This window comes from Saccharopolyspora tripterygii (genome assembly GCF_054778355.1).
In genome coordinates this window covers 25,682-49,936 of the sequence record NZ_BAAGZP010000040.1, presented here as the reverse complement: position 1 = coordinate 49,936, position 24,255 = coordinate 25,682, and the positions used below count along the sequence as shown (strand labels likewise).

Here is a 24,255-nt window from a genome sequence, read left to right as displayed (position 1 = left end):
ATACCGTATTTTTCTGGAAACGGGTGTTTCCAGTAGCTATCCCGCTCCGCTCACACGGCCCAGGGCAAGGAGGCCCGGATGCCAGAACGCACCATTCGCTGCAACGGCGTGGAGCTGCACGTCGTCGAAGAAGGTTCCGGACCGCCGGTGATCTTCTCGCACGGTTTTCCCGAGCTGGCCTACTCGTGGCGGCACCAGCTGCCCGCGATCGCCGAGGCCGGCTATCGGGCCATCGCCCCCGACCAGCGCGGTTACGGTCGATCGTCGCGGCCGGATGCCATCGAGGACTACGACATCAAGCACCTCAGCGGCGACCTCATCGCGCTGCTGGACGACATCGGCGAGGAGAAGGCCGTTCTCGTCGGCCACGACTGGGGCTCGATGGTCGTGTGGCAGACGGCGCTGCTGCACCCCGACCGCGTCGCGGGGGTGTGCGGGATGAGCGTCCCGTTCATGCCGCGTCTCCCGGTCCCGCCGACCGAGGCGTTCAAGGCCCGGTACGGGCGGAACTTCTTCTACATCCTGTACTTCCAGGAGCCAGGTGTCGCCGACGCCGAGCTCAACGCCGTACCGGCCACCGCGCTGCGCCGGATGCTCGCGGGCACCCGGGTGGAACCGGGCCTGCCGGGCGGGTTGGACGTCGCCGACGACGAGCGCGGTTTCGTCGACCGGTTCCCGGAACCGGAAGCGTTGCCGTCGTGGCTCGGCCAGGACGAACTCGACTTCTACATCGCCGAGTTCAGCCGCACCGGGTTCACCGGCGGCCTGAACTGGTACCGCAACTTCGACCGCAACTGGGAGCGGACGCCGCAGCTGGCCGGGGCGAAGGTCGAAGTCCCGAGCTTGTTCATCGGCGGCACCGCCGACCCGGTGATCGTCATGACACCTCCGTCCATTCAGGACGGATGGCTGGCCGACCACCGGGGCACCGAGCTCGTCGAGGGTGCCGGGCACTGGGTCCAGCAGGAAGCTCCCGACGAGGTCAACACGGCGATCCTCGAATTCCTCCACTCGATCGGTCACGGGGAGAACGCATGAGAAAACCGCTGAACTTCGGCGTCTTCTACGCGCCGTTCCACCCCGTCGGCCAGGACCCGACGTTGGCCCTGGAGTACGACCTCGAACGCGTCGAAGCGCTGGACCGCTTCGGCTTCGACGAGGCGTGGTTCGGCGAGCACCACTCCGGCGGCTACGAGATCATCTCCAGTCCGGAGGTTTTCATCGCCGCCGCGGCGCAGCGCACCCGCACGATCCGGCTCGGCACCGGGGTCGTATCGCTGCCCTACCACCACCCGTGGCTGCTGGCCGACCGGCTGGTGACGCTGGACCACCTCACCCGCGGCCGGTTGATCTTCGGTGCCGGTCCCGGTGCGCTGCCCACCGACGCCTACGTGCTGGGCATCGACCCGGTCGAGCAGCGTCGCATGATGGAGGAATCCCTGGAGGCGATCCTCGCGCTGTTCCGGGGCGAGGAACCGGTCACCCGCAAGACCGACTGGTTCCAGATCAACGAAGGCCGGTTGCAGGTCAGGCCGCACCAGTGGCCGCACCCGGAAGTGGCCGTGGCCGCGATGGTCTCGCCCTCGGGTCCGCGCCTGGCGGGCAAGTACGGGACGTCGCTGCTGTCGCTGTCGATGTCGGCGGCCAACGAGGGCTTCGCCGCGATCGGCAAGGCGTGGGGCGTCGTCGAGGAGCAGGCGAAGAAGGCAGGCAACCCGGAACCCGACCGCTCCAGCTGGCGGGTGCTCGGCACGATGCACATCGCCGAGACCCGCGAGCAGGCGATCGACGACTGCACCTACGGGCTGCAGGAGTTCGCGGGGTACTTCGGCGGCGGCGCGGGTTTCGTCCCGCTCGCCGAGAACACCGACGGAAAACCGCAGTCCCGCAGGGAATTCGTCGAGTCCTACGCCGACTCCGACAGCGTCGTGATCGGCACCCCGGACGACGCGATCGCCTACATCGAAGGGTTGCTGGAGCAGGCGGGCGGGTTCGGCACGTTCCTGCTGCTCGGCCACGACTGGGCATCGCCGGAACGCACGCTCAACTCCTACCGGCTGTTCGCCCAGTACGTGATCCCGCACTTCAAGGGCCGCTTGTCGGCGCCGCGCGCCTCGCACGAGTGGGCCGTGGGCAAGCGCGAGGAGATCTTCGGCCGGGCGGGCGAAGCGGTCGTCAAGGCCCACAAGCAGCACGTCGCCGAGAGCGAGGGCACGGCCTGATGCGCGCGGCGGTGCTCAACTCCGGGCGGATCTCCGTCCGAGACGACGTGGCCGAGCCCGAACCGGGGCCGGGTCAGGTGCTGGCTCAGGTCAAGGCGTGCGGGATCTGCGGATCCGACCTGCACTTCGCCCGGTTCGGCGACCAGATGCTCGCGCTCGGCGAGGAGATGGAGGGCGGTCCGAACGGCGGGTCCATCGACCTCTCCCGCGACGTCTACATGGGACACGAGTTCGCCGCGGAGGTCCTGGAAACCGGGCCCGGCGTCGACTCAGCGCAAGCCGGTGACCTGGTGACCTCCATGCCGATCCTGCTCGGTGACGGGGGAGTGCAGGCCATCGTCTACTCCAACACCGTCAACGCCGGGTACGGCGAACGGCTGCTGCTGTCGGCGCCGCTGCTGCTGCCGGTGCCCAACGGGCTGCCCGCGCACCACGCGGCCCTGACCGAACCGATGGCCGTCGGGCTGCACGCGGTCAACAAGTCCGGCATCCAGCAGGGCGAAGGCGCGCTGGTTCTGGGCTGCGGCCCGGTCGGGCTGTCGGTGATCGCCGCGCTGAAGGTGCGCGGGATCGGCCCGATCGTGGCCTCCGATCACTCACCTGCGCGCCGGGCCATCGCGGAATCCCTCGGCGCCACGAGCACCGTCGACCCGCGTGAGGAAAACCCTTGGCGCAGCGGCGCTCCAGTCGTGTTCGAGGCGATCGGGGTGCCCGGAATCCTCAACGACGTCCTCAAGCGCGCTCCGCACTCCGCGCGTGTCGTGGTGGTCGGGGTGTGCATGGAGACCGACTCGATCAACCCCTACTTCGGCATCAGCAAGGAGCTCAACGTCCAGTTCGCCCTCGGCTACAGCCCCGAGGAGTTCGCGACCTCGCTGCGCAGCATCGCCGAAGGCGAGATCGACGTGGCGCCGCTGGTGACCGCTCGGGTGCGGCTGGACGACATCGCGTGGGCCTTCGAAGCCCTCGGAAACCCCGAACAGCACTGCAAGATCATCGTGGAGCCGTGAATGACCGACTGGACCGAGGTCGCCGCTGAGCTCGCGGCCGAGTTCGCCGAGACCGCAGCCGAAACCGACCGCACAGGAGCTTTCCCGACCGAGAACGTCGAGAGGATGAAGGAGGCCGGCTACCTCACGCTCGCCGTCCCGAAGGAGCTCGGCGGTGGCGGGGCCGACCTGGACACCGTCGTGCGTTGCCAGGGCATCCTGGCGAGCGGCTGCGCGTCGACGGCGCTGGCGACCAACATGCACATCTTCGGCCTCGGTGCCGCCGCCGAGGGGTGGCGCAACGGGGAGAAGGAGACCGAGCCGCTGTTCCAGATGGTCAACGGTGGAACCATCGTCGGCGGGAGCCTCACGGATGCCGCGACCGGGCTGAACGTCCGGACCTCCTCGACCCCGGCGAAGCCGGTGGAGGGCGGCTACGTGGTCAGCGGCCGCAAGTCGTTCTGCTCGCTGGCACCGGTCCTCGGGTTCTTCTGGGGCACGGCCGCCGACACCGAGACCGGTCGGCTGCTGCTGTTCGGGCTGATGCGGGACACACCCGGTCTGAAATTCATCGACACGTGGGACACCATGGCGATGCGCGGAACCGGTTCGTGGGACGTGGTTTTCGACGACGTCTTCGTGCCGCACGCCGCCGTCCAGCCCGGAGCCGATCCCGCTGAAGGCGCGTTGGTGTGGGACGCGGCTCGCGAGCGCGGGTTCGCCTGGTTCGCGTTCAACGTCGCCGCCATCTACCTGGGTGTGGCGCGGGCGGCCGTGCGCTACGCCTACGACCACGTCACCAGCAAGACGGTCACCGGGGCGTCGCTGCCGATGTCGCGCCAGCCGGCGCAGGTCCACAACGCCGCGGAGATCGAGCTCCTGCTGCGCCCGGCGGAAGCGCTGGTCTCCGACGGGCTCCGGCGCCGGTCCGAGACCGGGATGCTCAGCCCGCTGGAGCTCAACACCATCAAGTACACCGCGGTCAACGCCGCGGACGCAGCGGTCGACCGGTGCATCCGGATGGCCGGTGGCCAGGGCATCTTCCGCAAGCTCCCGCTGGAGCGCTACTACCGGGACGTCCGCGCGGGACAGTTCCACCCGCCGAACAACGACGTCGCCCTGGAGACCATCGGCAAATCAGCCCTCGACATCGACCCGGCAGCAGAACCCCGCTGGCCGACGGACTGACTCCCATGCCTTCGAGCCGGGTGACGTTGGCAACGAGGGCGGGGCAGGTCCCGGTATAAGTCCGAACCGAGGCCTTGCGCAGCCGAGATGTCTGGTCGGTGGGGTGGGGAAGTTTTCATGAAAACTTCCCCACCCATCGGGACGACCTCCCCGGACACCACGACTAAGACCGGGATTGGTCGGAGGGCAGGAGGGACGTGCGGTCGTGGGTGGCGAAGTCTTGTTCCCAGTGGTCTCGGGCTCGTGGGGTGAACAGGCGGTAGGCGGGGTGCTGGGTGGGGCGGTGGTAGATCGGGTCGTGGGTTCGCCAGGCCGACAGGCGCAGCGGTGACTTGGCGGTCTTGTTGCTGGCCGTCGTGGGGATCTCCGGTGTGATGCGGACGAAGCGGGGGAGCCACTTGGTCCCCAGGTCCGGTTGTGCGGTGAGGAAGTCCGCGAAGTCCTCGGGATCGAACTCGCCCCGGATCTGCAACGCCGCCATCACCTGATCCCCGCTGCGCGGGTCCGGGACCGGGTAGACCGCGACCGCTTCGACGGGCTCCCACCGCTGGATGATGCGTTCCAGCGACACCGCCGCGAAGTTCTCCCCGTCCACGCGGATCCAGTCGGCGGTGCGGCCGGCGAAGTAGAAGTACCCGTCGGCATCGCGGTAGGCGAGGTCCCCGGTCCAGAAGTCCTCGCCGCGCACGCGCTCGGCCTGAGCCTCGGGGTTGTTGTAGTAGCCCTCGAACGCCGAGGCCTTCCCGACGGCGACGATCTGCCCGATGGCCTCCGCGGAGTTGCGCAAGCGCCCGTGCTCGTCGGACTCCGCTGGTGGGCACTCCGCCGCGGTGTCCTCCCGCAGCACGCGCACGTCGGCACCACCGACGGGCAGGCCGAGCGAATCCGGTGGAGTCTCGGCGGTCCGGTTGATCCGCAGCACGCCCTCGCTCATCCCGTACCCCTCGGACACGTGGCAGCCGAACCGCTCGGCGAAGCGCGCGGCGTCGACCGGCGAGGCTTCCGTCCCGACCGCGAGCCGCAGAGTGCTCGCCCGGTCCGCGGCACCTTCCGGCTGGGCGAGCACGTAGGACAGCGCGCGGCCCACGTAGTTGACGAAGGTGACGCCGTAGCGGTGGACGTCGCGCGCGAAACCGGACGCCGAGAACCTCCGCGCCAAGCACACCGTCGACCCGACGTGCATCGCGGGCGCGAGGTTCATCATCGCGGAGTTCCCGTGGAACAAGGGCATGCACAGGTACGACACCGAATCCCGCGTGAGCTCGGTCCGCTCGGCCAGCGACTCGGCGAGCGCGCCCAGACGCCCCTGCGAGCACTTCACCGCCTTCGGCGCCCCGGTCGATCCCGAGCTGAACAGCAGCAGCAACGTGCTCTCCGGATCCGGCAACGCCTCCGGCATCGCCGCCTCGCCGAGCGCGGTCCGATACTCGTCGCCGTCGACGTCGAGCACCGCGGCCCCGTGGTCGAGCCCGTCGAGCAGCCCGGCCAGGCGCTGCTCGGTGATGACCAGCTCGCAGTCGGTGTGCCGGATGTCGCGAGCCAGCCCGGCCCCGCGCCGGGTCGGGTTGATCCCCACCACGACCGCGCCCTCCAGCGCGGCGCCGACGATCCAGAACACGTAGTCCGGCACGTTCTCCAGCAGCAGCCCGACGTGGCGGACGCCGAGCCGGCGCAGCAGTCCCGCTCGCCGCGCCCCCTCGGTCACGACCTGCGCCCACGTCCACGACCGGTCCTCGAAGCGCAGCCCGACCCGCTGGTCTCCGCAGCGGGACCACGTGATCTCGGCGAACGTGCTCACGGCGCTTCACCGAGGTCGCGGCCCCGGGTCTCGGAGATCATCAGCACCGAGAGGACCGAGATCCCGACCGCGCCGACGATGATGCAGCTCAGCGGCAGGCTCGACCCGCCCGTCCCGGCGACGAGCGCGGCGGCGATCATCGGGGTGAAGCCCGCGCCGATCAGGCTCGCCATCTGGTATCCCAGCGACACCCCGGTGTAGCGCACGCGGGTGCCGAACATCTCCGACAGCATCGGTGCCAGCGGCGCGTACATGAGGTTCTGGAAGATCTGGGCGATCACCAGCGCCGCGATCATGGCGGGCACGGTCCGCATGCCCAGCAGCGCGTACATCGGGAACGCGAACAGCACCGCCCCGGTCGCGCCGATCAGCAGCACCCTGCGCCTGCCGATGCGGTCCGACAGCGCCGAGAACAGCGGGATGCCGATCAGCCCGGCGAGGCTGATCAGCAGGTGCGCGCGCATGATGTCCGGCAGGTCGTACCCGAGCCCCTTGGCGTAGGCGACGCTGTGCGAGCCGATCAGCGCCGTCATCGCGAACGGGCCGATACCCGCAGCGCAGGCCAGCAGCACGGCGCGGGGATGCCGAAGCACCTTCAGCAGCGGCAGCGGTTCCCGCTTCCCGGCCTTCTCCATCGCCTGCTTGAACAGCGGGCTCTCCACCACGCTCAAGCGCACGTAGAGCCCGATGATCAGCAGGATCGCGCTGGCCAGGAACGGAATCCGCCAGCCCCACGACACGAAGTCCTCGCGGGGCAGCATCGTCACCAGCGCCACCGCGCCGTTGGACAGCAGCGATCCCAGCGGTGATCCGGCCTGCATGATCCCCACCCAGGCGCCGCGTCGGCGCGCGTCGGCGTGCTCGATGACCATCAGCGCGGCCCCGCCGTACTCGCCGCCGACCGCGATGCCCTGCACGCAGCGCAGCAGCACCAGCAGGACCGGCGCGGTGAGCCCGATCGAGGAGTAGGTGGGCAGCACGCCGATGAGCACGCTGGCGACACCCATCAGCACCATGCTCGTGACCAGCGCGGACTTCCGCCCCAGCTTGTCGCCGAAGTGGCCGAACAGCAGCCCGCCGAGCGGGCGCGCGACGTACCCGGCGGCCAGCGTCCCGAACGCGGCGATCGTGGCCAGGGCCGGATCCGAACCCGGGAAGTACAGGGTCCCGAAGACCAGCGCGGCCATCGTGGAGTAGAGCAGGAAGTCGTAGTACTCGATGACGGTGCCCAGCAGTCCCGACAGGGCCACCTTCCGCACCTGGCGCCTGTCCACCGCCTCCGCAACTGGCACCGAACCAGGTATCGCCATTGACACCACTTCCTCTGCCGAACCAAGCGCTTGCTAGGCAAGCTACGTCGCCGGTCATCCCTGGTCAAGACGGTGATTTTCGGTGCGAGGAGGGTGGATAATCCGGGAATGCTGACGAACTCGCGCACCGTGCTCGGTCTGGGGGTGGCCGCGTGCCTGCTGCTCACCGCCGGTGTCTGGGCAGGTGGGTGGTGGTTGGACGTCGCTCTGCTGCCCGATCGGGGCGCGTCCTGGTACTACTGGAAGCTGCCCGAGCCCACGTTCTGGACCAGGGCTTCGGCCTGGGGCGGCTACGTCGCGCACCAGCTGGTCAGCTGGGGGCTGATCTTCTACGCGCAGCGGCACGTCCGCGAGTACGCGCGGGGTCTGCACCCGGTGAACGTGGTCGCGCTCGCCGCGAACGGTGGTTTCATCGCGCTGCACGAGCTGCAAACGCAGGTGTTCTACGACGGGCTCGCCCAGGACGTGTCGGTGTTCAGCTCGCAGGCGTCGGTGGTCGTGCTGCTGATCGTCGTGCTGATCATGGAGAACCGCCGCCGGGGGATGTTCTTCGGCCGGCCCGCGCCGATCTCGGCGGAGGTCACCCGGTTCGTCCGGACCTACCACGGTTATCTGTTCAGCTGGGCCGCCGTCTACACGTTCTGGTTCCACCCGATGGAGAACACCAGCGGCCACCTGATCGGTTTCGTCTACATGTTCTTGCTGCTGCTGCAGGGGAGCTTGTTCTTCACCCGCGCCCACACCGACCGATGGTGGACCCTGACGCTGGAGGTGCTGGTCGTCGTGCACGGAACCCTGGTGGCGGTGATGAACACCGGTCCGGACGGGCTGTGGCCGATGTTCCTATTCGGCTTCCTCGGGGTCTTCGTCATCACCCAGATGCACGGCCTGGGCCTGTCGAAACCCACCCGCTGGGTGCTGGTCACGGGCTACCTCGCGGCGGCGATCGCCGTGTACTCGACCCGTTCTCTGGCCGATCTCGGTGAGATCGTCCGGATCCCGCTGATCGAGTACCTCGTGGTCGCGGTGCTCGCCCTCCTGACCTGGCTCGGTCTTCGCGCCCGCCGGCTCGCCCGCGCGTCCCGGACCGACCGAGAACCCGTGGGCTAAGCGGAATTCTTCGCGAACGATCAGGAGAACTGCGGATTTTCGCGCGCACGGTTCTCGGCATGAATTCGGTCTGCGATGGATCGGGTTATCCGAGTGGATGGCGAGTTCGGGAGAGATCGCGCAGGAGCGTGGCGACTTCGTCGAGGGCGTTGGCGGTCGTGGCGAGTTCGGTGCTGTTGAGCGCTCCGCCTCCGACCTCGTGGGCCAGATCGTCGAGCATCCACTGCGTGCTGCGGAGCAACACCGCCAGCCGCGTGGTTTCGGCGCTCATCCGACGGTCGCTCGGGCTATCTCGACCGCTGCCCGGTAGCACTCCGGGCAGGACGGCCACAGCCACGCGAGTTCCGAGTTGTCGGCGACCTGGCCTGCGAGCCCGCACAACGTCGAGACCGCCGTACCGGTCGGATACGCGAGAGTGCCTGCCGGGCGCCGATCGGTGCTCGCATGCCGCGACGCGTTCGTCGGGACCCAGTGAAACGGATACATCGCAGCCCCCAGCTGTTTTCGGTGTCAGCAACAGAATTGACGTCTAGTAGTCATTGATCAATTACCCGGTAGTGGGATGGATATACCAGCCAGGTGTTCCTACGATTCAATTCGTGCCTGGAGACATCGGTGCGGTGACACCGCGAGCTCGGGCGCTCGCCGCAGCCATTCGAACGGTTCGCGAAGAATCCGGGATCAGCGGACGAGAGCTGAGCAAACGGCTCGGTATGAGCCACGGAACCGTGTCGCACTGGGAGACCGGCCGAAGGGTGCCCACGCAGGCGGACGTGGCGGCGTTGCTCGCGGCGGCCGGGGTGAGCGGGGACGAGAAGCACCGGCTCGTCGAGATGGCCCGCAACGCCGGCGAACCGAACTGGGTCGCCGTGGGAATTCCCGGCATTCCGCCTCAGCTCGCCGGTGTCGTGGAATGCGAACGAGCCGCATCCGATGTCGTGCAGTGGTCGCCGATGGCGGTGCCGGGTCTGCTGCAGATCACCGACTACGCCCGCGCCGCGTCGCTGGCGGCGGGATTGGCCCCGAGCGAGGTCGAGACACGCACGACGGTGCGGGCCTCCCGGCGCGAGGTGCTCACGCGGAGATCGCCGCTGCGCCTGCACGCGATGATCGGCGAGTACGCGATCCGCGACGTGATCGGCGATTCCGAGGTGATGGCCGACCAGCTCCGCCACCTGCGGAGCACGGCGGAGCGGGGGAACGTGACGCTGCAGGTCGTTCCCTCGCACGTCGGATGGCATCCGGGACTCGCGGGCCCGTTCGTCCTCTACGAGTTCCCGGATTCCCCGCCGACGATTCACTTCGAGCACCACAGCTCTGGGACGTTCGTCGTCGATGCCGCCGACGTGCAGGGGTATCGACAAGCAGTGCTGGAGATCGGCAAGCTGGCACTGAGCCCCGAAGCTAGTGCGGAGCTCATCGGCACGATCGCGGACGAGAGGGAGCGTGCGAGATGAGTGAGGTCCACGGCTGGCGGAAGTCGACCCGCAGCAATCCGATCGGCAACTGCGTCGAGGTCGGTCACGTGGTCGGCTGGCGCAAGTCGCGCTTCAGCCACCCCAACGGCGACTGCGTCGAAGTCGGGCGCGTGTCCGATCACGCGGCGGTGCGCGATTCGAAGTCGCCGCAGGCAGGGCACCTCACGGCGAGCCCGGCCCAGTGGCGTGCGTTCATCGACGCGGTGAAGGACGATCGGTTCTCGGTCTGAGGAGCGCCCGCCGAACCGGAGAGGTGACCGTTGGCAGTGCCGAACGATGTGCGCCTGTCGGTGCTGGACACCTCGCCGATCGTGGAGGGGGCCACCGCGCGGGAGGCGCTGCACAACACGGTCGACCTGGCCCGCGCGGCGGACGCCCTCGGCTACCACCGGTACTGGGTGCCGGAACACCACAGCATGCGAGGGGTCGCCAGCGCAGCTCCGGCGGTGCTGGTGGCCCGGATCGCGGACGCCACCGGCGCGCTGCGCGTGGGAAGCGGCGGCGTGCTCCTCCCGAACCACGCGCCCCTGGTGGTCGCCGAGCAGTTCGGGACTCTCGAAGCGCTGCACCCCGGCCGGATCGACCTGGGCATCGGCCGGGCACCCGGCGGCAACTCCCGAGCGGTGGCAGCGGTCCGCAAGGCCACCCCGGATCGCGGCGACTTCGCCGACCAGCTCGCCGAACTCCTCGGCCACTTCGCATCGACCGAGCCCGAACTAGGCTCCGTGGCGGCGATCCCGGCCGTCGGCAACCGACCGGACGTCTGGCTGCTGGGCCAGTCCAGCGCCAGCGCCCGGCTCGCCGGAGCGCACGGACTCCCGTACGCGGTCGCCCACCACCTCAACCCCGACTGCCTGGAGCAGATCCAGACCTACGAGGAAGCGTTCCGGCCCTCCGCCGCGAACCCCGCACCACGAGTCCTCATCAGCGTCGCCGCCATCGCAGCGGAATCCGACGCCCGAGCGGACTGGCTCGCCGGCTCCACCCGGGTGAAAACCCTCAGCCGGCTGAGAGGCAGCAGGATCCGCCTGCCCACCCCGCAGGACGCGGCCGAGCTCAGCTGCTCCCACGACGAACGCGCCGAGGTCGCCCACCGCACCCGAGGCCTGCTCACCGGAACCCCGGACACCCTCCGCCAGAAGCTCGACGCGCTTCTCAGCAAGACCAGCGCGCGAGAACTCATGGTGACCACCCCCGTTCACCACCACGAAGACCGCCGCCACTCCTACGAACTGCTGGCCGAGCTCCTGCCGGAATCCGCAGGTCCGGGCTCTCGCGCAGCAGATCGTTCCTGATCCGGTCGTCGGCGGTTCCGGTTCTCGCCGTCACCACGCGTGATGATGTCGAGCGCGCACGAGCAGCGCGGCGAAGATTCATCGTGAATGCGTCTGGGTGGGGTCTCGACCTGGCGTGTCGTCGCGACTAGACAGACATCCAACACACCGACGACGAACGACGAGGTTCCAGGCATGTCGGACTCCGTGCAGCGCGCTGCGAGTGCTGGCCGGACCAGGGACGAGCGGCGGTTGCTGGCCAGCACGCTCGTCGGGACGACCATCGAGTGGTACGACTTCTTCATCTACGCGCAGGCGGCGAGCCTGGTGTTCGCGCCGCACTTCTTCGGGCCGGTGAGCCAGGACGCGCCCGGAGTGGCGAGCCTGCTGTCGCTGGCGACCATCGGCATCAGCTTCCTGTTCCGGCCGCTCGGGGCCGTGGTCGCGGGACGGTTCGGCGACCGGCTCGGGCGCAAGGCGATGCTGGTGATGACCCTGATCATGATGGGGTCCGCGACCGCGCTCATCGGGCTGCTGCCCACCTACGCGCAGATCGGGGTCGCAGCGCCGGTCCTGCTGATCGTGCTTCGCGTCGTGCAGGGCTTCTCCGCGGGCGGGGAGTGGGGTGGTGCCGCGCTGATGGCGGTGGAACACGCGCCCCAGGGCAAGCGCGGGTACTTCGGGTCCTACCCGCAGACCGGTGTTCCGCTGGGCCTGATTCTGGCCACCGGTGTGCTCTGGCTGATCAGCTCCACCACCAGCGAGGAGCAGTTCCTGGCCTGGGGCTGGCGGATCCCGTTCCTGCTGTCGGTCGTGCTCATCGTGTTCGGGTACCTGGTGCGGCGGCTGGTCGAGGAGAGCCCGGTGTTCCAGGAGATGCTGGAGCGCAAGGCCCACTCGTCCGCGCCGCTGCGGGAGCTGTTCCGCAGCAACAGCCGCAACGTGGTGCTGGCCGCGCTGATCTTCGTGGCCAACAACGCTGCCGGATACCTGGTGATCGCCTATTTCCTCAGCTACGGCAAGAGCCTCGGGCTGTCCCGGCCGACGGTGCTGCTGGCGACCATCGTCGGAGCCGTCGGATGGCTGGTGTTCACCGTCCACTCCGGGGCGCTGTCCGACCGGATCGGGCGGGTGCGCACCTTCCAGATCGGCTACGGGGCCGTCTTCGTGTGGATGCTGCCGATGTTCATGCTGATGGAGACCGGCAGCGCGGTGATGTTCGCGCTGGCCATCGTCGTGCTCTCGTTCGGGATCGGGCTGTCCTACGGGCCGATGTCGGCGATGTACGCCGAGATGTTCCCGGCCCGCGTGCGCTACTCCGGCGTGTCCATCGGCTACGCGTTCGGTGCCATCCTCGGCGGTGCTTTCGCGCCGACCATCGCCGAAGCGCTCACCCAGGCCACCGGCAGCGCCTACGCGGTCGGCGGCTACATCATGGTGCTCAGCGTGATCTCGTTCCTCGCCGTCACGCTGGTCCGCGAACCCAGGGGAGCCGATCTGAACGAGTGAGGGCGATCGCCTCCGGCCCCGCGGACCTGGGACGTATCGTGGCCGGACCAACCGGGCGAGCGGTAGGAGACGGAGATGGGCCGCGATCTCGCGGATGGGTCGGAGTGCGACGAGCGCGGGAACACGCGCGGCGTTGAGGTGGAGGTGCTGCGGGCCGAACTCGCGCGCGCCGATGCCGCGATCGCCCGCACCGACACGAAGGCGAGCACGCTGCTGGCCACCTTCGGGCCGATCGTGACGGTGGGAGCCGCGGTGCTGCCGCGGATCCCGATCCCGCCCGCCGGGCGCGTCGCTCTGTGGTGCGCGCTGGTGCTGCTCATGCTGGCGGTTCTCGTCCTGCTCGCGGTGGTGCGCCCGCACCTGCGCGGCAGCGGGTTCCGCAGTCGGCGCACGACCGACGAGGAGATGACGGCGTTCGTCGTGCGGATCACCGCGGACCCGCAGCGCTGGTACCGGCAGCAGCTGCTGACGATCTCGCGGCTCGGCGCGATGAAGTTCCGCGGGCTCCGGCTGGCGACCTTCCTCATCGGCGCGGGGGTGATCACCGCCGTGATCGCCGTCGCCTGGTCGCAGCCTTAGGGGTTCTTGCGCAATCACCTTGCTTGGCGGTGCGGGTAGCGGAACCTCACACGCCGCCTGGACTCCGTGCGCCACGACTGATGTATGCCAATACACGGCGTCGTGTCGTCCTCAGCGAGACGACGTGTGAGAACCCGCGGCGGTGCCGACTGAGTCCCACACCTGAGACAGCGGCTCCGCCGCATTCTGAAACGACCCCTTAGACACGGCCGGGACGCGGTCACCGCATCCCGGCCGCAGTCTCATCGTGGCAGGTTGTCGCCCTTGTGGTTGATCGCGTTGCGCGCGATCTCCAGTGGTGCCCAACCCTTTTCCGTGGTGTACGGGCCGCCGTCGGCGCCGTGGTGCCAGTAGCGGAGGCAGTAGTCGCCGTCGCGTTCCAGCCGGATGGCCTGGTGGTCGATGTTCTTCGGGCTCGTGCAGTCGGCCGTGCCGTTGTTGTTCAGGTCCTCGTCGAACCCGTACTTCTGGTGCGCCCAGAAGCCCTTGTCGATGGCCCGGTCGTAGGCCACCGTCGTGTCCTCCTCCGAGCCGACCAGGCTCCAGTCGATCCCCTCGGCCCACGCGTCGTCGAACCCGCGGTCGTGGGCGCCCTTCTCGGACTCGTGGAGCTTGCTGATGAAACCCGACCCGCCGTCTTCCTCGCGCGTCATCTGCCACCACTGGTAGGTGCACTCGTCCGGGCCGGAGCAGGGTTTCTTGGTGATGCCGCCGTGCGGCGTGCCGAGCGTGACGACGTCGTCGACGTCGATCTTCGGTGGGAAACCGCTCCAGCCCTCGCGGGTTCCGAGCACGGCCACCCGGGTGACCAGGCCGCCCATCGAGTGAGCGACGATGTCGACCGACTGGCCCTTGCTCGTGTACTGCGAGTGGACGTGGTTGGCGAACTCCTTCGCGAGGTCCTGGATCTTGGTGTTGTTGTCGTTGTTGCCCCGGCCGTCGACGAATTCGGTGCAGTGGTCGTCGTTCTCGTAGTAGCCGATCGTCCTCACCGACCGGCCGGTGAACTCGTCGCGCGCCGCGCCCCACAGGTCTTCGCAATCCGCGTCGGCGCCCTCGTTGTAGCCGTGGACCAGCAGCACCGGCTTGGAATCGGCCAGCGGCTGGTCCGCGGCAGCAGCGGTCGCCGGCACGCTCATGCCGAGACCGACCGCGAGAACCGCAGCCGACACCCGGCGCCATCGTTGATCGCGCATCGAACATTCCCCCAGAAATTTTCGAACGTTCGATCAACGCTAGAGGCGGGAGGCCGGCTTCGCAACGGAATATCGAGCAGCGTTGCTTCCGCTCAGCGCTTGAGGAGGTCGTGCACTACGCCCGGATCGCGCCCGCGCCGCCCTGGCTCCGAACCCGGGCGCGGCGGGCGAAGACCCACAGGCGCAGCGCGAGGAACCGGCTGGTCCCGCCGAACAGGGCCATCGCGGCCACGGCAACGGCCTCCGCCGTGTTCGACGGCTGCTCGACCGCCAGGCCGAGCAGCCACAGCGCGATCTGGTTCGACGCGCAGTAGAAGCCGAACACCGCGAGGGACTGGAGGTGCATCCGCATCGGGTGCTCGTCGCGGTCGGAGAACACCCACCGGCGGTGCGCGAGGCTGCTGGCGATCGTGGTCGTCAGCACCGACAGCACGTTCGACAGCTCGGCGCTGAACGTGCCGCGCAGCAGCAGGAAGAGCACGGCGTTGGCGAGCGTGGTCGCGGCACCGACCGCGGTGAACATCGCGGCCTGGCCGACGACGTGACCGCGAAGCCGCCCCAGGAACCCCGAGGGCGGCGCGCTGAGACCACTCATGGTCGATCCTCCCGCCCGGTGTGCTTCCGATCACCAAGTTAGCCCGGAAATGCGCACGCGTGCGGGGAATGAGCTGGGAAACACCTGGGAAGGGGTCGATCACCACCGCCGGCGCCGGAGCGGTGGGAGGTGCCGGAGGGCGCTCACCCCCGGCGAGAGGCGGGCTCGCTCCCGTCGCTCTCCTCGCCGTAGTCGTCCTGCTCCTCGTCGAGGGCTTCTTCGTGGGTTCTGACGACCTGCTCGTCCCGGATCTCGCCGCGCCAGCCCTCGATCTCGTCCTGTTCGAGGATGGTGCGCGTCATCATGTGCCGCTTGATGTGCTTGAAGTCCGAGCGAACGCGTCGTCCCTGCGCACGCCAGAGGTTCGCGGTCTTCTCGAAGAAGCCCTTGGGGTAGTACTCGATGACCAGCAGGACGCGGGTCATCGTGGGCGCGAGCTCGTGGAAGGTCACCGCGCCGTCGGCGTAGCCCTTCGACCCGGTCGACCTCCACACGATCCGCTCGTCCGGAACCTGCTCGACGATGGTCGATTCCCAGTCCCGGTGGGAGAAGAAGATCTGGGCGCGCCAGGTGATCGTCTCGTCCGATTCCTGCTCGACCTTCTCCACCTTCCTGGTGAAGCTGGGGAAGTCCTCGAACGTTGTCCACTGGTCGTAGGCGACGCGAACCGGGAGACCGACGTCGAACTGCTCGATGATGTTGACGACCTTCCCGCCGTCGCTGCTCCCGCCGCCACCGCCGCCCAGCGCCTGCTGGACCTTGTCCTTGGCGCCTGCGGCTCCGGTGTTCAGCACGGCCTTGACCGGTGACTTGCCCTCGACCACGTCCTTCGCTCCGGTGAGCGCGGCGGTGATCCCCGAACCGCCGCTGTCGGCGACATCGGTCAGCTTGCCGGTGAGATCGGTGATCTTGCCGGTGACCGAGCCGACCGCCCGGGAGACCATCGCTTCGAGGAGGTCTGCAGCGGCGTCCTTGAGGTGGTCGAACGGCAAGTCCTTCACCAGTCCGCGCGTCTCCTGGCGCTCGTCGTCAGCCATCGTTCCCACCGGCCTTGCGGGTAGAAGCCCTGGGCTTCCTCGGGGCGGACGGCTTGCGGGGTGCGCGCGCGGGCGCGTCCTGGGCCTCCGGCCGCTGCGAGGACGCCGACTTCCGGCCACCGGACTCGGCAGGCTGGTCGTCGGACTCGTCCTGCTGGTCGCTGGACCCGGCAGGTTCGTCCTCGGACTCGTCTTGCTCGGCGGGCTCGGGTTCTTCCTTCCCGGCACGGATCTTGGCGGCCCGCTCGGACAGGTCGTCGCCCAGGGAGTCGATCTTGTCGCTGGCGGCGGCCACGGCAGCGGATCTGGCGGCATCGACCAGGCGATCGCGGAGCGTGCCGGTGAGCTCGGTCGGCACCGCGCTCCCCGCCTTCGACAGCAGGTCGGTGGGGCTCTTCACACGCCGCCCCAGCAGGACCCCGCCGGCCATGAGCGCCAGCTTCATCCGGCGGGTCCGGCCGAGGGCATATCCGACCGCTACGGCCGTCGCGATCTGCACCTTGCTCATCCGGGCCTCCTGCTCGCGTGCTCGTGAGCGCAAAACTAGGAGCGCCAGCTGGTGCCGGGTAGGGCCGAAGTCCTCTTACCCGGGGAGAACGCAGCCGACTAAGGCTGTTGGTGACGTCGAGCGAGTTGCCGTTGGAGGAGGGGATTCGGCCATGGCAGCAGAGGACGAGCGCCCGGAGAACGCGGAGCTCGTGGAGTCGGGTGTCGAGGGCGAACCCGTGTCCGAGGGCAAGCGTCGTGATGAGCATCCGGACGTCCATCTCGACATTCCCGTGGTCGAGGTCGACGAGATCAGCCTGGAGGTGGAGGACCTCCGCGCGCGGGTGTCGCTTCAGGCGGAGGTCCTCGACCTGCTCAAGCTCAACGTCGGGGTCGACGCGGAGCTCGGGCGGGTGGCTCTGCAGCTCAAGGGAGTGCGAGCGCAGGCCCTGCTCAACGTCCGGCTCGACAACGTCGCAGATGTCCTCGACCGGGTGCTGACGACGATCGACCGCAACCCCCAGATCCTGGAGAACCTCACCAGCGGCGTGGGCCGCGCGGTAGCGGACGTGGGCGAAGGTGCGGGTGAGGCGGTCGAGGAAGTCGGATCTGGTGCCGGCGGTGCCGTGGAGAACGTGGGCGAGGGGGCCGCCGAGGCGGTCGAGGACGTGGGCGCTGGTGCCGGTGGTGCGGTCGAGAGCGTGGGCGAGGGCACGGGCTCCGCCGTGGAGGACGTGGGTGCTGGTGCGGGAGAAGCCGTCGAGGACGTGGGAGACGCGGCCGAGCAGGTCGGCCGGGGCGCCCGCGATGTCGTCGGAGGCGACGGCTCCGGAGGTGAGAAGTCCCCGAAAAGGCGTGCTGCGCCGAGGGAACCGGAGACCCGACCGCGCCGCAGCAGTCGCGGCGCCCCCTCCAGGAGGGAACGACGCCGGTGAGCCGGGAGCATCGCGCGGACGTGTCGTTCACCAGCACCGCGCGCGCCGAGGAGATCACGTTCCTGGAAGCGCCGGAGACCATGGTCGACTTCTCCGGGGGCACCGACGAGCGGTCCAGCTCGGGAAGCGAACGCACCAACCTCCCGAACCGGGTGGCGCCCGGCACCACCTACCGGGACATCGAGGTCAACTACCGGATCATGGCTTTCCTGAGTCGAAGGAGTCCGGGTGAGTGAGTTCGGCCGCGCCCAGACCTGGTCCACGCTGAACGGGCATCTCGGCATCGAGGATCCCGGTTGGACAGGAACTGGGAGTTGCTGAAGATCTCGCGAACGCGCCGGTCAGCTGCGGCCTTGATCTCGCCAGGTCTCGCCGTAGAGGTCGCGGAGGTCGAGGAGGTGGTTGCGCATGACCTCCTCGGCCTCGGCCGCTTCGCCGCGCGCGATGTGGTCGACGATGCTCAAGTGGCAGGTGTCGACCTGGTCCCACTGCTCCTGGGCGACCGAAGCGCGGTCGAGGCGCGTGCGCAGCACGTCGCTGACGGGCTGGCCCATCATCGTGAGCATCAGGTTCCCGGTCGCCATGAGGATCATGGTGTGGAAGTCCATGTGCGTGACGAAGCCGCTGGGGTCGCGGGAATCGCGCGGGGCTTCGGCAGCCGCCCGCAACGCGTCGATGGTGTCGGTGTCCGCCCGTTGCGCGGCCAGGCGGGCCGCAGCGGGTTCGAGCAGCAGCCGCGCCTCCAGCAGGTCGCCGATGCCCAAGCGCGGTGTGGCGACCAGAACGCCGAGCATGCCGCCGAGGTCGTCGACGAGCTTGTCCGGTTCCGGTGCGGCGACGAAGGATCCGCCCTGCACGCCGCGCCGCGTCTCGATCAGGTGCTGGCTGGCCAGGGCGCGCAACGCTTCGCGCACGGTGGAGCGGCTCACGCCGAACATGCCGGTCAGCTCGGACTCCGACGGCAGCCGGGAGCCGGGTTCGAGCACTCCGCGCATGATCTGGGAGCGCAGCTCGTCGGCGACCTGCCGGTAGGCGGGCCGGACCTTCTGCACCCGCAGGTGCGCTCGGGGCGCGGCCGGGGACGGGTTCTGCCCCTCGCCGGTCGGCGAGGTCGCGGTGCCCCGGTGGTCCTGGTTCGAGCTCATCTGTTCACGCTCCGGAGTGCTGCTCGCGGTGCCACGGCCTCGTGACCCGCTCTGACTGCCATCCCACCTTATCCCGCACGGCTACCGAACGTGGGCCTTCTGTGTAAAAGTCAGACGTATGAGTGAAGAATCGTTGATCGGCGCCCGAACCGTCCTATTCGTTCCCGGTGACCGAGCTGACCGCTTCGCGAAAGCCGTTGCGTCCGGTGCGGATCTGGTGATCCTCGACCTGGAGGACGCGGTCGCGCCCGACGCCAAGCCGGAGGCGAGGAGGGCCGTCGCCGACTGGCTGGCCACCGGGCCGTCCCGCGTGGCCGTGCGCATCAACCCGCCCTCGACCCCGTGGTACGCCGCCGACGTCGCGGCCGTTCCCTCCGTGCCGGTGATGCTGCCGAAGGCGCAGGACCCCGCGGAGGTCGCCGCGCTGGCGGCCGAGCTGGGGTCGGGCGCGCGCGTGATCCCGCTGATCGAAACGGCTCTCGGCGTGCACCTGGCGGCCGAGGTCTGCGCCGCGGCGGGCGTCGTCCGGCCGGCCTTCGGCAGCGTCGACCTGGCGGCCGAGCTCGGTGTCGACCCGGCCGACTCGGAGGCGCTGCGCCACGCGCGTTCCGCCCTGGTCCTGGCCGCGCGGGTGGCCGGCGTCGGCGCCCCCATCGAGGGCGTCACCACGGCGGTGCGGGACGAGGAGGCGCTGCGGGCCGACTGCGCGCACGCGCTCTCCCTCGGCTACACCGCGAAGCTCTGCATCCACCCGAGCCAGGTGCCGGTGGTGGCTCAGGCCTTCGCGCCCAGCGGGCAGGAAGTCGAGTGGGCGAAGAAGGTGCTGGTCGCAGCCGGATCCGGCGGGGTGGCGGTGCTCGACGGGAAGCTCATCGATCGGCCGGTGGAGCTGCGGGCGCGGGCGGTCCTGCTCCGCGCCGGCGAGGCTGGAAACGACGCCTGAGGTCTTGCGCTTTTAAATGTCTGATGATTAATGTCGCCGGTGTGGCCGGGACCACCCGGTCGCTCCGCGCGGCAGGCGCGGAGCCCGTGAGGCGCGCAGCGTTGCGTGCCGGAGGGAGGACGACCCATGGCGTCTCGACCATCCGATCCCGAAACCGGGGTGTCCCCGCCGGGCAGCGGGACAGCCGATCTCGCCGCTCGCCTCGACCGGATCCCGGTCGTCACCAAGACTCATCACCGCTGGGCGTGGCTGCTCGGCTCGCTGTTCGTCTTCGACCTGGTCGACCTCAACTCCTTCGCCTTCGCCGCCCCGGCCCTGCGCGCGGAGTGGGGCCTGTCCATCGGCGGCGTCGGGGCCATCACCTCGGCGGGCTTCGTCGGCATGTTCTTCGGGGCGATCGTCGGCGGCAGGCTCTCCGACCGCATCGGCCGACGCCCGGTGCTCATCGGCGCGGTGTTCTTCTACTCGCTGTTCTCGTTGCTGAGCGCCTTCGCGGTCGGACCGTGGTCGCTGGGAATCCTGCGCGTGCTCACCGGTTTCGGCCTGCAGGCCATGACCGGCGTGCTGCTGGTGTGGGTCAGCGAGATGTTCCCGCGCGCCCACCGCGGCCGGTACCAGGCGCTGTTGCTGGCCATCGGCCTCACCGGAGTCCCGATCGCGGCCTGGGCCGCGCGCCTGCTGGTGCCGCTGGGAGAGGGCGGCTGGCGATGGATCTTCGTGGTCGGTGCCCTGGGCGCGATCGCCGGCGTCGTGGCGCTGCGGGTGCTGCCCGAGTCGGTGCGCTGGCGCGCCGCGCACGGCCTGACCGGCGGCGAGGAAGAGCTCGTCTCGAAGCTCGAAGCGCAGGCCGAGTCGCGCACGGGACAGCCGCTCCCGGAACCCACCCCGGACCGCCCGGTCGTGGCGGGCAAGGTGAGCGAGCTGCTGCGCGGCGCCACCCTGCGCAAGACGATCGTCGCCTCGGCGGCGTGCGTGTTCCTGATCCTGTCGTTCTACGGCTTCAGCTCGTGGGTGCCGACGCTGCTGGTCGAGCGCGGTTACACCACGGCGCAGAGCCTGACGTTCTCCTCGATCCTGGCGATCGCCGCGGTGCCCGGTGCGCTGATGGCCATGCCGATCATCGACCGATTCGAGCGCAAGACGGTGATCTTCGGGCTCCAGGTCGCGGTCGCGGTCCTGCTGCTGCTGTTCGGGCTGATTCCGCACTCGGCGGCGATCCTGATCTGCGGTTTCGGCGCGGCGATGCTCATGCAGACCGGCGTGGCGACGCTCTACACCTACATCGCCGAGGTCTTCCCGCTGCACCTGCGCGGGCTCGGTTCCGGCATCGCCAACGGATCCGGCCGCCTGGCCGGTGTGGTCGGGGGCCTGCTGGTCGCGGGTCTGTACTCCGGGCTGGGCATGTCCGCGGTGTACGTCTACCTGGCCGTGGCGGCGCTGGCGATGGGACTGGTGATGCAGCTGTTCGGCGAGCGCACCACCAACCGCCGCTTGGAAGAAATCGAACGCGCCTGACATCGGCGCACTCTCGGAAGGGAACGTGGCTGTGGCTGTGAAACCCGGCTGGCAGGGCCGATTCTTCGAGGACTTCGAGATCGGGGACGTCTACCAGCACCCCCTCGGCCGAACCGTCAACGAAACCGACAACACGTGGTTCACGTTGCTGACGATGAACACCAACCAGGCGCACTTCAACGCGCAGGTCGGTTCCTCGTCGGAGTTCGGGCGGATGCTGGTGGTCTCGCCCCTGACGATCGCCATCGCGATAGGGCAGTCGGTCACCGACCTCACCCAGAACGCCTTCGCGAACCTGGGGCTCGACGAGCTCAAGCTGACCGCACCCGTCTACGCGGGCGACACCCTGTGGTCGGAGTCGATCGTGCTGGCCAAGCGCGAGTCCGGATCGCGGCCGCAGGCGGGCATCGTCACGGTCAAGACCCGCACGCTCAACCAGGACGCCGCCGAGGTGCTGTCGTTCAAGCGCACCTTCTACGTGCACAAGAGCGAAGCGGGCGGGGCGGGATCGCTGTTCCCGCAGGCGGCCGAGCCGCTGAGTCTGGAGAAGCCATGAGACCCCTGGAAGACGTGCGGATCATCTCGCTGGAGCAGTACGGCGCCGGCCCGTTCGGGTCGATGCACCTGGCGGAGCTCGGCGCGCAGATCATCAAGGTGGAGGACCCGTCGGTCGACGGCGACGTCGGGCGCACCGTGCCGCCCTACGCCGCCGAGGGCGACTCGCTGTTCTTCCAGTCCTTCAACCGCGACAAGTCCTCGATCACCCTCGACATCCGCTCCGCCGAGGGACGCGGGGTGTTCGAGGACCTGGTCCGGGAGGCCGACGCGGTCTACTCGAACCTGCGCGGCGACGTCCCGGAGAAGCTGCGGATCCGCTACGACGACCTCAAGGACATCAACCCGCGGATCGTCTGCTGCTCGCTGACCGGGTTCGGCATGACGGGACCGAGGTCGAAGGAGCCGGGCTACGACTACGTGCTGCAGGCCCTCGGCGGGTGGATGTCGCTGACCGGCGAACCCGGAGGCGCGCCGCAGAAGACCGGACTGTCCCTCGTGGACTACTGCGGCGGGTACGTGGCGGCGATCTCGCTGCTGTCGGGCATCCACGCCGCCCGCCGCGACGGGGTGGGCACCGACTGCGACCTCTCGCTCTACGACACCGCGATCAGCCTGCTCACCTACCCCGGGACCTGGCACCTGACCGCCGGGTACGAGCCCGCGCGCACCCGGCAGTCGGCGCACCCGTCGCTGGTGCCGTTCCAGGCGTTCGAGGCCTCCGACGGGTGGCTGGTGGTGGGCTGCGCCAAGGAGAAGTTCTGGCACCGGCTCACCGAGGTCATCGGGAGGCCCGAGCTGGCCGAGGACCCGCGCTTCCTGACCTTCGCCGACCGCGACCGCAACCGGGAGGAGATCCTCCCGCCGCTGGAGGAGATCTTCCGGGGGCGCACGGTCGCCGAATGGCTGGAACCGCTGTACGCGGCATCGATCCCGTGCGCGCCGATCAACGACGTCGCCGCCGCGATGACCGATCCGCACACCCTGCAGCGCGACCTCATCGCCAGCACCGAGCACCCCGACTTCGGGACCGTGCGCACGCTGCGCAGCGCGGTGCGCGTCGGCCCGCCGGGTGCCGACCGGGTTCCCACCCGGAGCGCGCCCCCGATGGGTGCCGACACGGGCCGCGTGCTGCGGGAACTGGGCTACGACGACGACAAGATCGACTCGCTGCGCCGAGCGGGCGTGCTGGGGAAGGGTTGAGGCAGTGGACTTCAAGCTCAACGACGAACAACGGCTGTTCCGCGACACGCTGCACGACTTCGTCGACCGCGAGATCGTGCCGGTCGCTCGCGACTGGGAGCAGTCCGGCCGCTACCCGACGGAGATCGTCGAGGGGATGAAGCGGCTCGGCCTGTTCGGCCTGGCCATCCCCGAGGAGTACGGCGGGCTGGGCGCCGACACCGTGTCGTTCGCGCTGGCCTTCGAGGAGATCTCGCGCGGCTGGATGGGCATCGCAGGCATCCTCGGCAGCCACTCGGTGTCCTGCTTCATGCTCTCCCGGCACGGCACCGAGGAGCAGAAGGCGAAGTACCTGCCGGAGCTCGCGACGGGGCAACGGCGCACCGGCATCGCGCTCACCGAGCCCGGTGCGGGTACCGACCTGCAGGGCATCCGCACCACCGCGCGCCGCGACGGCGACCACTACGTCGTCAACGGCACCAAGATGTGGATCACCAACGCCCGGCACGCCGACCCGCTGCCGGTGCTGGTCAAGACCGATCCCACGGCCGACCCGGCGCACCGGGGCATGAGCGTCCTGCTGGTGGATGCGGACACGCCCGGGCTGGAGGTGACCCGCGACATCGGCAAGCTCGGCTACAAGGGCACCGAGTCCTGCGAGGTCGTGCTGACCGACGTGCGGGTTCCCGCCTCGCAGCTGCTCGGCGGCGTGGAGGGCCGGGGCATGCAGCAGGCGCTGTCGTCGCTGGAAACCGGGCGGATCAACATCGCCGCCCGCAGCGTCGGCATCGCTCAGCGCGCCTACGAGGAGGCGCTGGGCTACGCCCGGGACCGCACGGCCTTCGGCCAGGCCATCGGCGAGTTCCAAGCCGTGCAGCTGCGGGTCGCCGAGATCGCCGTGCGGTTGCAGTCCGCTCGCCTGATGACCTACTGGGCGGCGTCCCGGATGGACGACGGGGTGCGGATGGACACCGAATCGGGCATGGCCAAGATCTTCGCGTCCGAGCAGGCGCTGGCCTGCGCCACGGCCGCGATGCGCATCCACGGCGGCTACGGCTACTCCACGGAGTTCGAGGTCGAGCGCCTGTACCGGGACGCCCCGCTGATGTCGATCGGCGAGGGCACCAACGACGTGCTGCGCGGCGTCGTCGCCAAGGCCCTGCTGTCGGGCAAGGCGACGCTGCGGTGACTGGAACTGGAGGATCGACC

The 24,255-nt window shown here is 69.4% G+C and carries 26 protein-coding genes; 17 read left to right on the top strand and 9 right to left on the bottom strand.

Annotated features, from left to right (window positions below; genetic code table 11):
- Nucleotides 1–78 precede the first annotated feature (78 nt).
- Genes ACYVF3_RS27570 through ACYVF3_RS27555 form a run of 4 tightly spaced genes read left to right on the top strand, consistent with a single transcriptional unit; the run spans nucleotide 79 to nucleotide 4,399 of the window.
- The gene (locus tag ACYVF3_RS27570) at nucleotides 79–1,038 is read left to right on the top strand and encodes an alpha/beta fold hydrolase (protein WP_461157179.1); all 960 of its coding nucleotides are present in this window, start codon (nucleotides 79–81) and stop codon (nucleotides 1,036–1,038) included.
- Nucleotides 1,035–2,222 carry an LLM class flavin-dependent oxidoreductase gene (locus ACYVF3_RS27565; RefSeq protein WP_461157178.1) on the top strand — a complete coding sequence of 396 codons (1,188 nt, stop codon included), beginning with the start codon at nucleotides 1,035–1,037 and terminating at the stop codon, nucleotides 2,220–2,222. The genes ACYVF3_RS27570 and ACYVF3_RS27565 overlap by 4 nt, the downstream gene beginning before the upstream one ends.
- A complete protein-coding gene (locus ACYVF3_RS27560; RefSeq protein WP_461157177.1) occupies nucleotides 2,222–3,232 on the top strand; it encodes a zinc-binding dehydrogenase in 1,011 nt (336 codons plus the stop codon). The genes ACYVF3_RS27565 and ACYVF3_RS27560 overlap by 1 nt, the downstream gene beginning before the upstream one ends.
- Entirely contained in the window at nucleotides 3,233–4,399 is a 1,167-nt protein-coding gene (locus ACYVF3_RS27555; RefSeq protein WP_461157176.1) for an acyl-CoA dehydrogenase family protein, read from the top strand.
- Nucleotides 4,400–4,562: 163 nt separating this feature from the next.
- Here ACYVF3_RS27555 and ACYVF3_RS27550 read toward each other — a convergent pair whose 3' ends face one another.
- Together ACYVF3_RS27550 and ACYVF3_RS27545 are read right to left on the bottom strand one after the other, a co-directional pair.
- On the bottom strand, nucleotides 4,563–6,197 hold the full coding sequence (locus tag ACYVF3_RS27550; protein WP_461157175.1) for an AMP-binding protein: 1,635 nt from the start codon (nucleotides 6,195–6,197) through the stop codon (nucleotides 4,563–4,565).
- Nucleotides 6,194–7,447: an MFS transporter gene (locus ACYVF3_RS27545; protein ID WP_461157174.1), complete on the bottom strand. Its 1,254-nt coding sequence runs from the start codon at nucleotides 7,445–7,447 to the stop codon at nucleotides 6,194–6,196. The genes ACYVF3_RS27550 and ACYVF3_RS27545 overlap by 4 nt, the downstream gene beginning before the upstream one ends.
- Nucleotides 7,448–7,615: 168 nt before the next feature.
- Between ACYVF3_RS27545 and ACYVF3_RS27540 the strand changes: the two genes are divergently transcribed.
- Nucleotides 7,616–8,617, top strand: a complete 1,002-nt coding sequence (locus tag ACYVF3_RS27540; protein ID WP_461157173.1) for a hypothetical protein — start codon at nucleotides 7,616–7,618, stop codon at nucleotides 8,615–8,617.
- Nucleotides 8,618–8,702: 85 nt separating this feature from the next.
- Here the strand turns inward: ACYVF3_RS27540 and ACYVF3_RS27535 are convergent, their stop codons facing one another.
- A complete protein-coding gene (locus ACYVF3_RS27535; RefSeq protein ID WP_461157172.1) occupies nucleotides 8,703–8,888 on the bottom strand; it encodes a hypothetical protein in 186 nt (61 codons plus the stop codon).
- Complete coding sequence (locus tag ACYVF3_RS27530) at nucleotides 8,885–9,103, bottom strand: zinc finger protein (protein WP_461157171.1); 219 nt, start codon at nucleotides 9,101–9,103, stop codon at nucleotides 8,885–8,887. The genes ACYVF3_RS27535 and ACYVF3_RS27530 overlap by 4 nt, the downstream gene beginning before the upstream one ends.
- Nucleotides 9,104–9,216: 113 nt before the next feature.
- On the opposite strand from ACYVF3_RS27530, the gene ACYVF3_RS27525 reads away from it, so the two are divergent.
- From ACYVF3_RS27525 to ACYVF3_RS27505, 5 genes are all read left to right on the top strand, one after another.
- Nucleotides 9,217–10,074, top strand: a complete 858-nt coding sequence (locus ACYVF3_RS27525) for a Scr1 family TA system antitoxin-like transcriptional regulator (RefSeq protein ID WP_461157170.1) — start codon at nucleotides 9,217–9,219, stop codon at nucleotides 10,072–10,074.
- Nucleotides 10,071–10,325: a DUF397 domain-containing protein gene (locus ACYVF3_RS27520; protein WP_461157169.1), complete on the top strand. Its 255-nt coding sequence runs from the start codon at nucleotides 10,071–10,073 to the stop codon at nucleotides 10,323–10,325. Before ACYVF3_RS27525 ends, ACYVF3_RS27520 begins: the two co-directional genes overlap by 4 nt.
- A gap of 36 nt (nucleotides 10,326–10,361) precedes the next feature.
- A complete protein-coding gene (locus ACYVF3_RS27515; RefSeq protein ID WP_461157168.1) occupies nucleotides 10,362–11,390 on the top strand; it encodes an LLM class flavin-dependent oxidoreductase in 1,029 nt (342 codons plus the stop codon).
- Between the two features lie 174 nt (nucleotides 11,391–11,564).
- Nucleotides 11,565–12,878, top strand: coding sequence for an MFS transporter (locus ACYVF3_RS27510; RefSeq protein ID WP_461157167.1), 1,314 nt, complete (start codon nucleotides 11,565–11,567; stop codon nucleotides 12,876–12,878).
- Nucleotides 12,879–12,953: 75 nt separating this feature from the next.
- The gene (locus ACYVF3_RS27505; RefSeq protein ID WP_461157166.1) at nucleotides 12,954–13,457 is read left to right on the top strand and encodes a Pycsar system effector family protein; all 504 of its coding nucleotides are present in this window, start codon (nucleotides 12,954–12,956) and stop codon (nucleotides 13,455–13,457) included.
- 242 nt (nucleotides 13,458–13,699) lie between these two features.
- Here the strand turns inward: ACYVF3_RS27505 and ACYVF3_RS27500 are convergent, their stop codons facing one another.
- The 4 genes from ACYVF3_RS27500 to ACYVF3_RS27485 all read right to left on the bottom strand — a co-directional run bounded on the left by ACYVF3_RS27500 (nucleotide 13,700) and on the right by ACYVF3_RS27485 (nucleotide 16,793).
- A complete protein-coding gene (locus tag ACYVF3_RS27500; RefSeq protein ID WP_461157165.1) occupies nucleotides 13,700–14,653 on the bottom strand; it encodes an esterase/lipase family protein in 954 nt (317 codons plus the stop codon).
- 115 nt (nucleotides 14,654–14,768) lie between these two features.
- A complete protein-coding gene (locus ACYVF3_RS27495; protein WP_461157164.1) occupies nucleotides 14,769–15,248 on the bottom strand; it encodes a GtrA family protein in 480 nt (159 codons plus the stop codon).
- Nucleotides 15,249–15,391: 143 nt separating this feature from the next.
- Nucleotides 15,392–16,285 (bottom strand): SRPBCC family protein, encoded by an 894-nt coding sequence (locus ACYVF3_RS27490; RefSeq protein WP_461157163.1) that lies wholly within the window; start codon nucleotides 16,283–16,285, stop codon nucleotides 15,392–15,394.
- Nucleotides 16,278–16,793: a hypothetical protein gene (locus ACYVF3_RS27485; RefSeq protein ID WP_461157162.1), complete on the bottom strand. Its 516-nt coding sequence runs from the start codon at nucleotides 16,791–16,793 to the stop codon at nucleotides 16,278–16,280. The genes ACYVF3_RS27490 and ACYVF3_RS27485 overlap by 8 nt, the downstream gene beginning before the upstream one ends.
- Before the next feature lie 151 nt (nucleotides 16,794–16,944).
- Here ACYVF3_RS27485 and ACYVF3_RS27480 point away from each other — a divergent pair, with 151 nt between their 5' ends.
- On the top strand, nucleotides 16,945–17,706 hold the full coding sequence (locus ACYVF3_RS27480; protein WP_461157161.1) for a hypothetical protein: 762 nt from the start codon (nucleotides 16,945–16,947) through the stop codon (nucleotides 17,704–17,706).
- Nucleotides 17,703–17,942, top strand: a complete 240-nt coding sequence (locus ACYVF3_RS27475; RefSeq protein ID WP_461157160.1) for a hypothetical protein — start codon at nucleotides 17,703–17,705, stop codon at nucleotides 17,940–17,942. Before ACYVF3_RS27480 ends, ACYVF3_RS27475 begins: the two co-directional genes overlap by 4 nt.
- Nucleotides 17,943–18,047: 105 nt before the next feature.
- Here the strand turns inward: ACYVF3_RS27475 and ACYVF3_RS27470 are convergent, their stop codons facing one another.
- Entirely contained in the window at nucleotides 18,048–18,851 is an 804-nt protein-coding gene (locus ACYVF3_RS27470; protein ID WP_461157159.1) for a FadR/GntR family transcriptional regulator, read from the bottom strand.
- Nucleotides 18,852–18,969: 118 nt separating this feature from the next.
- On the opposite strand from ACYVF3_RS27470, the gene ACYVF3_RS27465 reads away from it, so the two are divergent.
- The 5 genes from ACYVF3_RS27465 to ACYVF3_RS27445 all read left to right on the top strand — a co-directional run bounded on the left by ACYVF3_RS27465 (nucleotide 18,970) and on the right by ACYVF3_RS27445 (nucleotide 24,235).
- Complete coding sequence (locus ACYVF3_RS27465) at nucleotides 18,970–19,794, top strand: HpcH/HpaI aldolase/citrate lyase family protein (RefSeq protein ID WP_461157158.1); 825 nt, start codon at nucleotides 18,970–18,972, stop codon at nucleotides 19,792–19,794.
- Between the two features lie 126 nt (nucleotides 19,795–19,920).
- Nucleotides 19,921–21,309, top strand: coding sequence for an MFS transporter (locus ACYVF3_RS27460; RefSeq protein WP_461157157.1), 1,389 nt, complete (start codon nucleotides 19,921–19,923; stop codon nucleotides 21,307–21,309).
- A gap of 31 nt (nucleotides 21,310–21,340) precedes the next feature.
- Entirely contained in the window at nucleotides 21,341–21,865 is a 525-nt protein-coding gene (locus ACYVF3_RS27455) for a MaoC family dehydratase (RefSeq protein WP_461157156.1), read from the top strand.
- On the top strand, nucleotides 21,862–23,067 hold the full coding sequence (locus ACYVF3_RS27450) for a CaiB/BaiF CoA transferase family protein (protein WP_461157155.1): 1,206 nt from the start codon (nucleotides 21,862–21,864) through the stop codon (nucleotides 23,065–23,067). Before ACYVF3_RS27455 ends, ACYVF3_RS27450 begins: the two co-directional genes overlap by 4 nt.
- Before the next feature lie 4 nt (nucleotides 23,068–23,071).
- Entirely contained in the window at nucleotides 23,072–24,235 is a 1,164-nt protein-coding gene (locus tag ACYVF3_RS27445) for an acyl-CoA dehydrogenase family protein (RefSeq protein ID WP_461157154.1), read from the top strand.
- The last annotated feature ends 20 nt before the right edge of the window (nucleotides 24,236–24,255 follow it).

What these genes read in the sequence shown, in the direction of transcription:
- ACYVF3_RS27500 (WP_461157165.1), bottom strand. Translation starts at nt 14,653, where the DNA reads ATGCGCGATCAACGATGGCGCCGGGTGTCGGCTGCGGTTCTCGCGGTC.
- ACYVF3_RS27480 (WP_461157161.1), top strand. Translation starts at nt 16,945, where the DNA reads ATGGCAGCAGAGGACGAGCGCCCGGAGAACGCGGAGCTCGTGGAGTCG.
- ACYVF3_RS27485 (WP_461157162.1), bottom strand. Translation starts at nt 16,793, where the DNA reads ATGAGCAAGGTGCAGATCGCGACGGCCGTAGCGGTCGGATATGCCCTC.
- ACYVF3_RS27560 (WP_461157177.1), top strand. Translation starts at nt 2,222, where the DNA reads ATGCGCGCGGCGGTGCTCAACTCCGGGCGGATCTCCGTCCGAGACGAC.
- ACYVF3_RS27570 (WP_461157179.1), top strand. Translation starts at nt 79, where the DNA reads ATGCCAGAACGCACCATTCGCTGCAACGGCGTGGAGCTGCACGTCGTC.
- ACYVF3_RS27535 (WP_461157172.1), bottom strand. Translation starts at nt 8,888, where the DNA reads ATGAGCGCCGAAACCACGCGGCTGGCGGTGTTGCTCCGCAGCACGCAG.
- ACYVF3_RS27555 (WP_461157176.1), top strand. Translation starts at nt 3,233, where the DNA reads ATGACCGACTGGACCGAGGTCGCCGCTGAGCTCGCGGCCGAGTTCGCC.
- ACYVF3_RS27470 (WP_461157159.1), bottom strand. Translation starts at nt 18,851, where the DNA reads ATGAGCTCGAACCAGGACCACCGGGGCACCGCGACCTCGCCGACCGGC.
- ACYVF3_RS27565 (WP_461157178.1), top strand. Translation starts at nt 1,035, where the DNA reads ATGAGAAAACCGCTGAACTTCGGCGTCTTCTACGCGCCGTTCCACCCC.
- ACYVF3_RS27540 (WP_461157173.1), top strand. Translation starts at nt 7,616, where the DNA reads ATGCTGACGAACTCGCGCACCGTGCTCGGTCTGGGGGTGGCCGCGTGC.
- ACYVF3_RS27490 (WP_461157163.1), bottom strand. Translation starts at nt 16,285, where the DNA reads ATGGCTGACGACGAGCGCCAGGAGACGCGCGGACTGGTGAAGGACTTG.
- ACYVF3_RS27460 (WP_461157157.1), top strand. Translation starts at nt 19,921, where the DNA reads ATGGCGTCTCGACCATCCGATCCCGAAACCGGGGTGTCCCCGCCGGGC.
- ACYVF3_RS27520 (WP_461157169.1), top strand. Translation starts at nt 10,071, where the DNA reads ATGAGTGAGGTCCACGGCTGGCGGAAGTCGACCCGCAGCAATCCGATC.
- ACYVF3_RS27510 (WP_461157167.1), top strand. Translation starts at nt 11,565, where the DNA reads ATGTCGGACTCCGTGCAGCGCGCTGCGAGTGCTGGCCGGACCAGGGAC.
- ACYVF3_RS27450 (WP_461157155.1), top strand. Translation starts at nt 21,862, where the DNA reads ATGAGACCCCTGGAAGACGTGCGGATCATCTCGCTGGAGCAGTACGGC.
- ACYVF3_RS27505 (WP_461157166.1), top strand. Translation starts at nt 12,954, where the DNA reads ATGGGCCGCGATCTCGCGGATGGGTCGGAGTGCGACGAGCGCGGGAAC.
- ACYVF3_RS27530 (WP_461157171.1), bottom strand. Translation starts at nt 9,103, where the DNA reads ATGTATCCGTTTCACTGGGTCCCGACGAACGCGTCGCGGCATGCGAGC.
- ACYVF3_RS27465 (WP_461157158.1), top strand. Translation starts at nt 18,970, where the DNA reads ATGAGTGAAGAATCGTTGATCGGCGCCCGAACCGTCCTATTCGTTCCC.
- ACYVF3_RS27495 (WP_461157164.1), bottom strand. Translation starts at nt 15,248, where the DNA reads ATGAGTGGTCTCAGCGCGCCGCCCTCGGGGTTCCTGGGGCGGCTTCGC.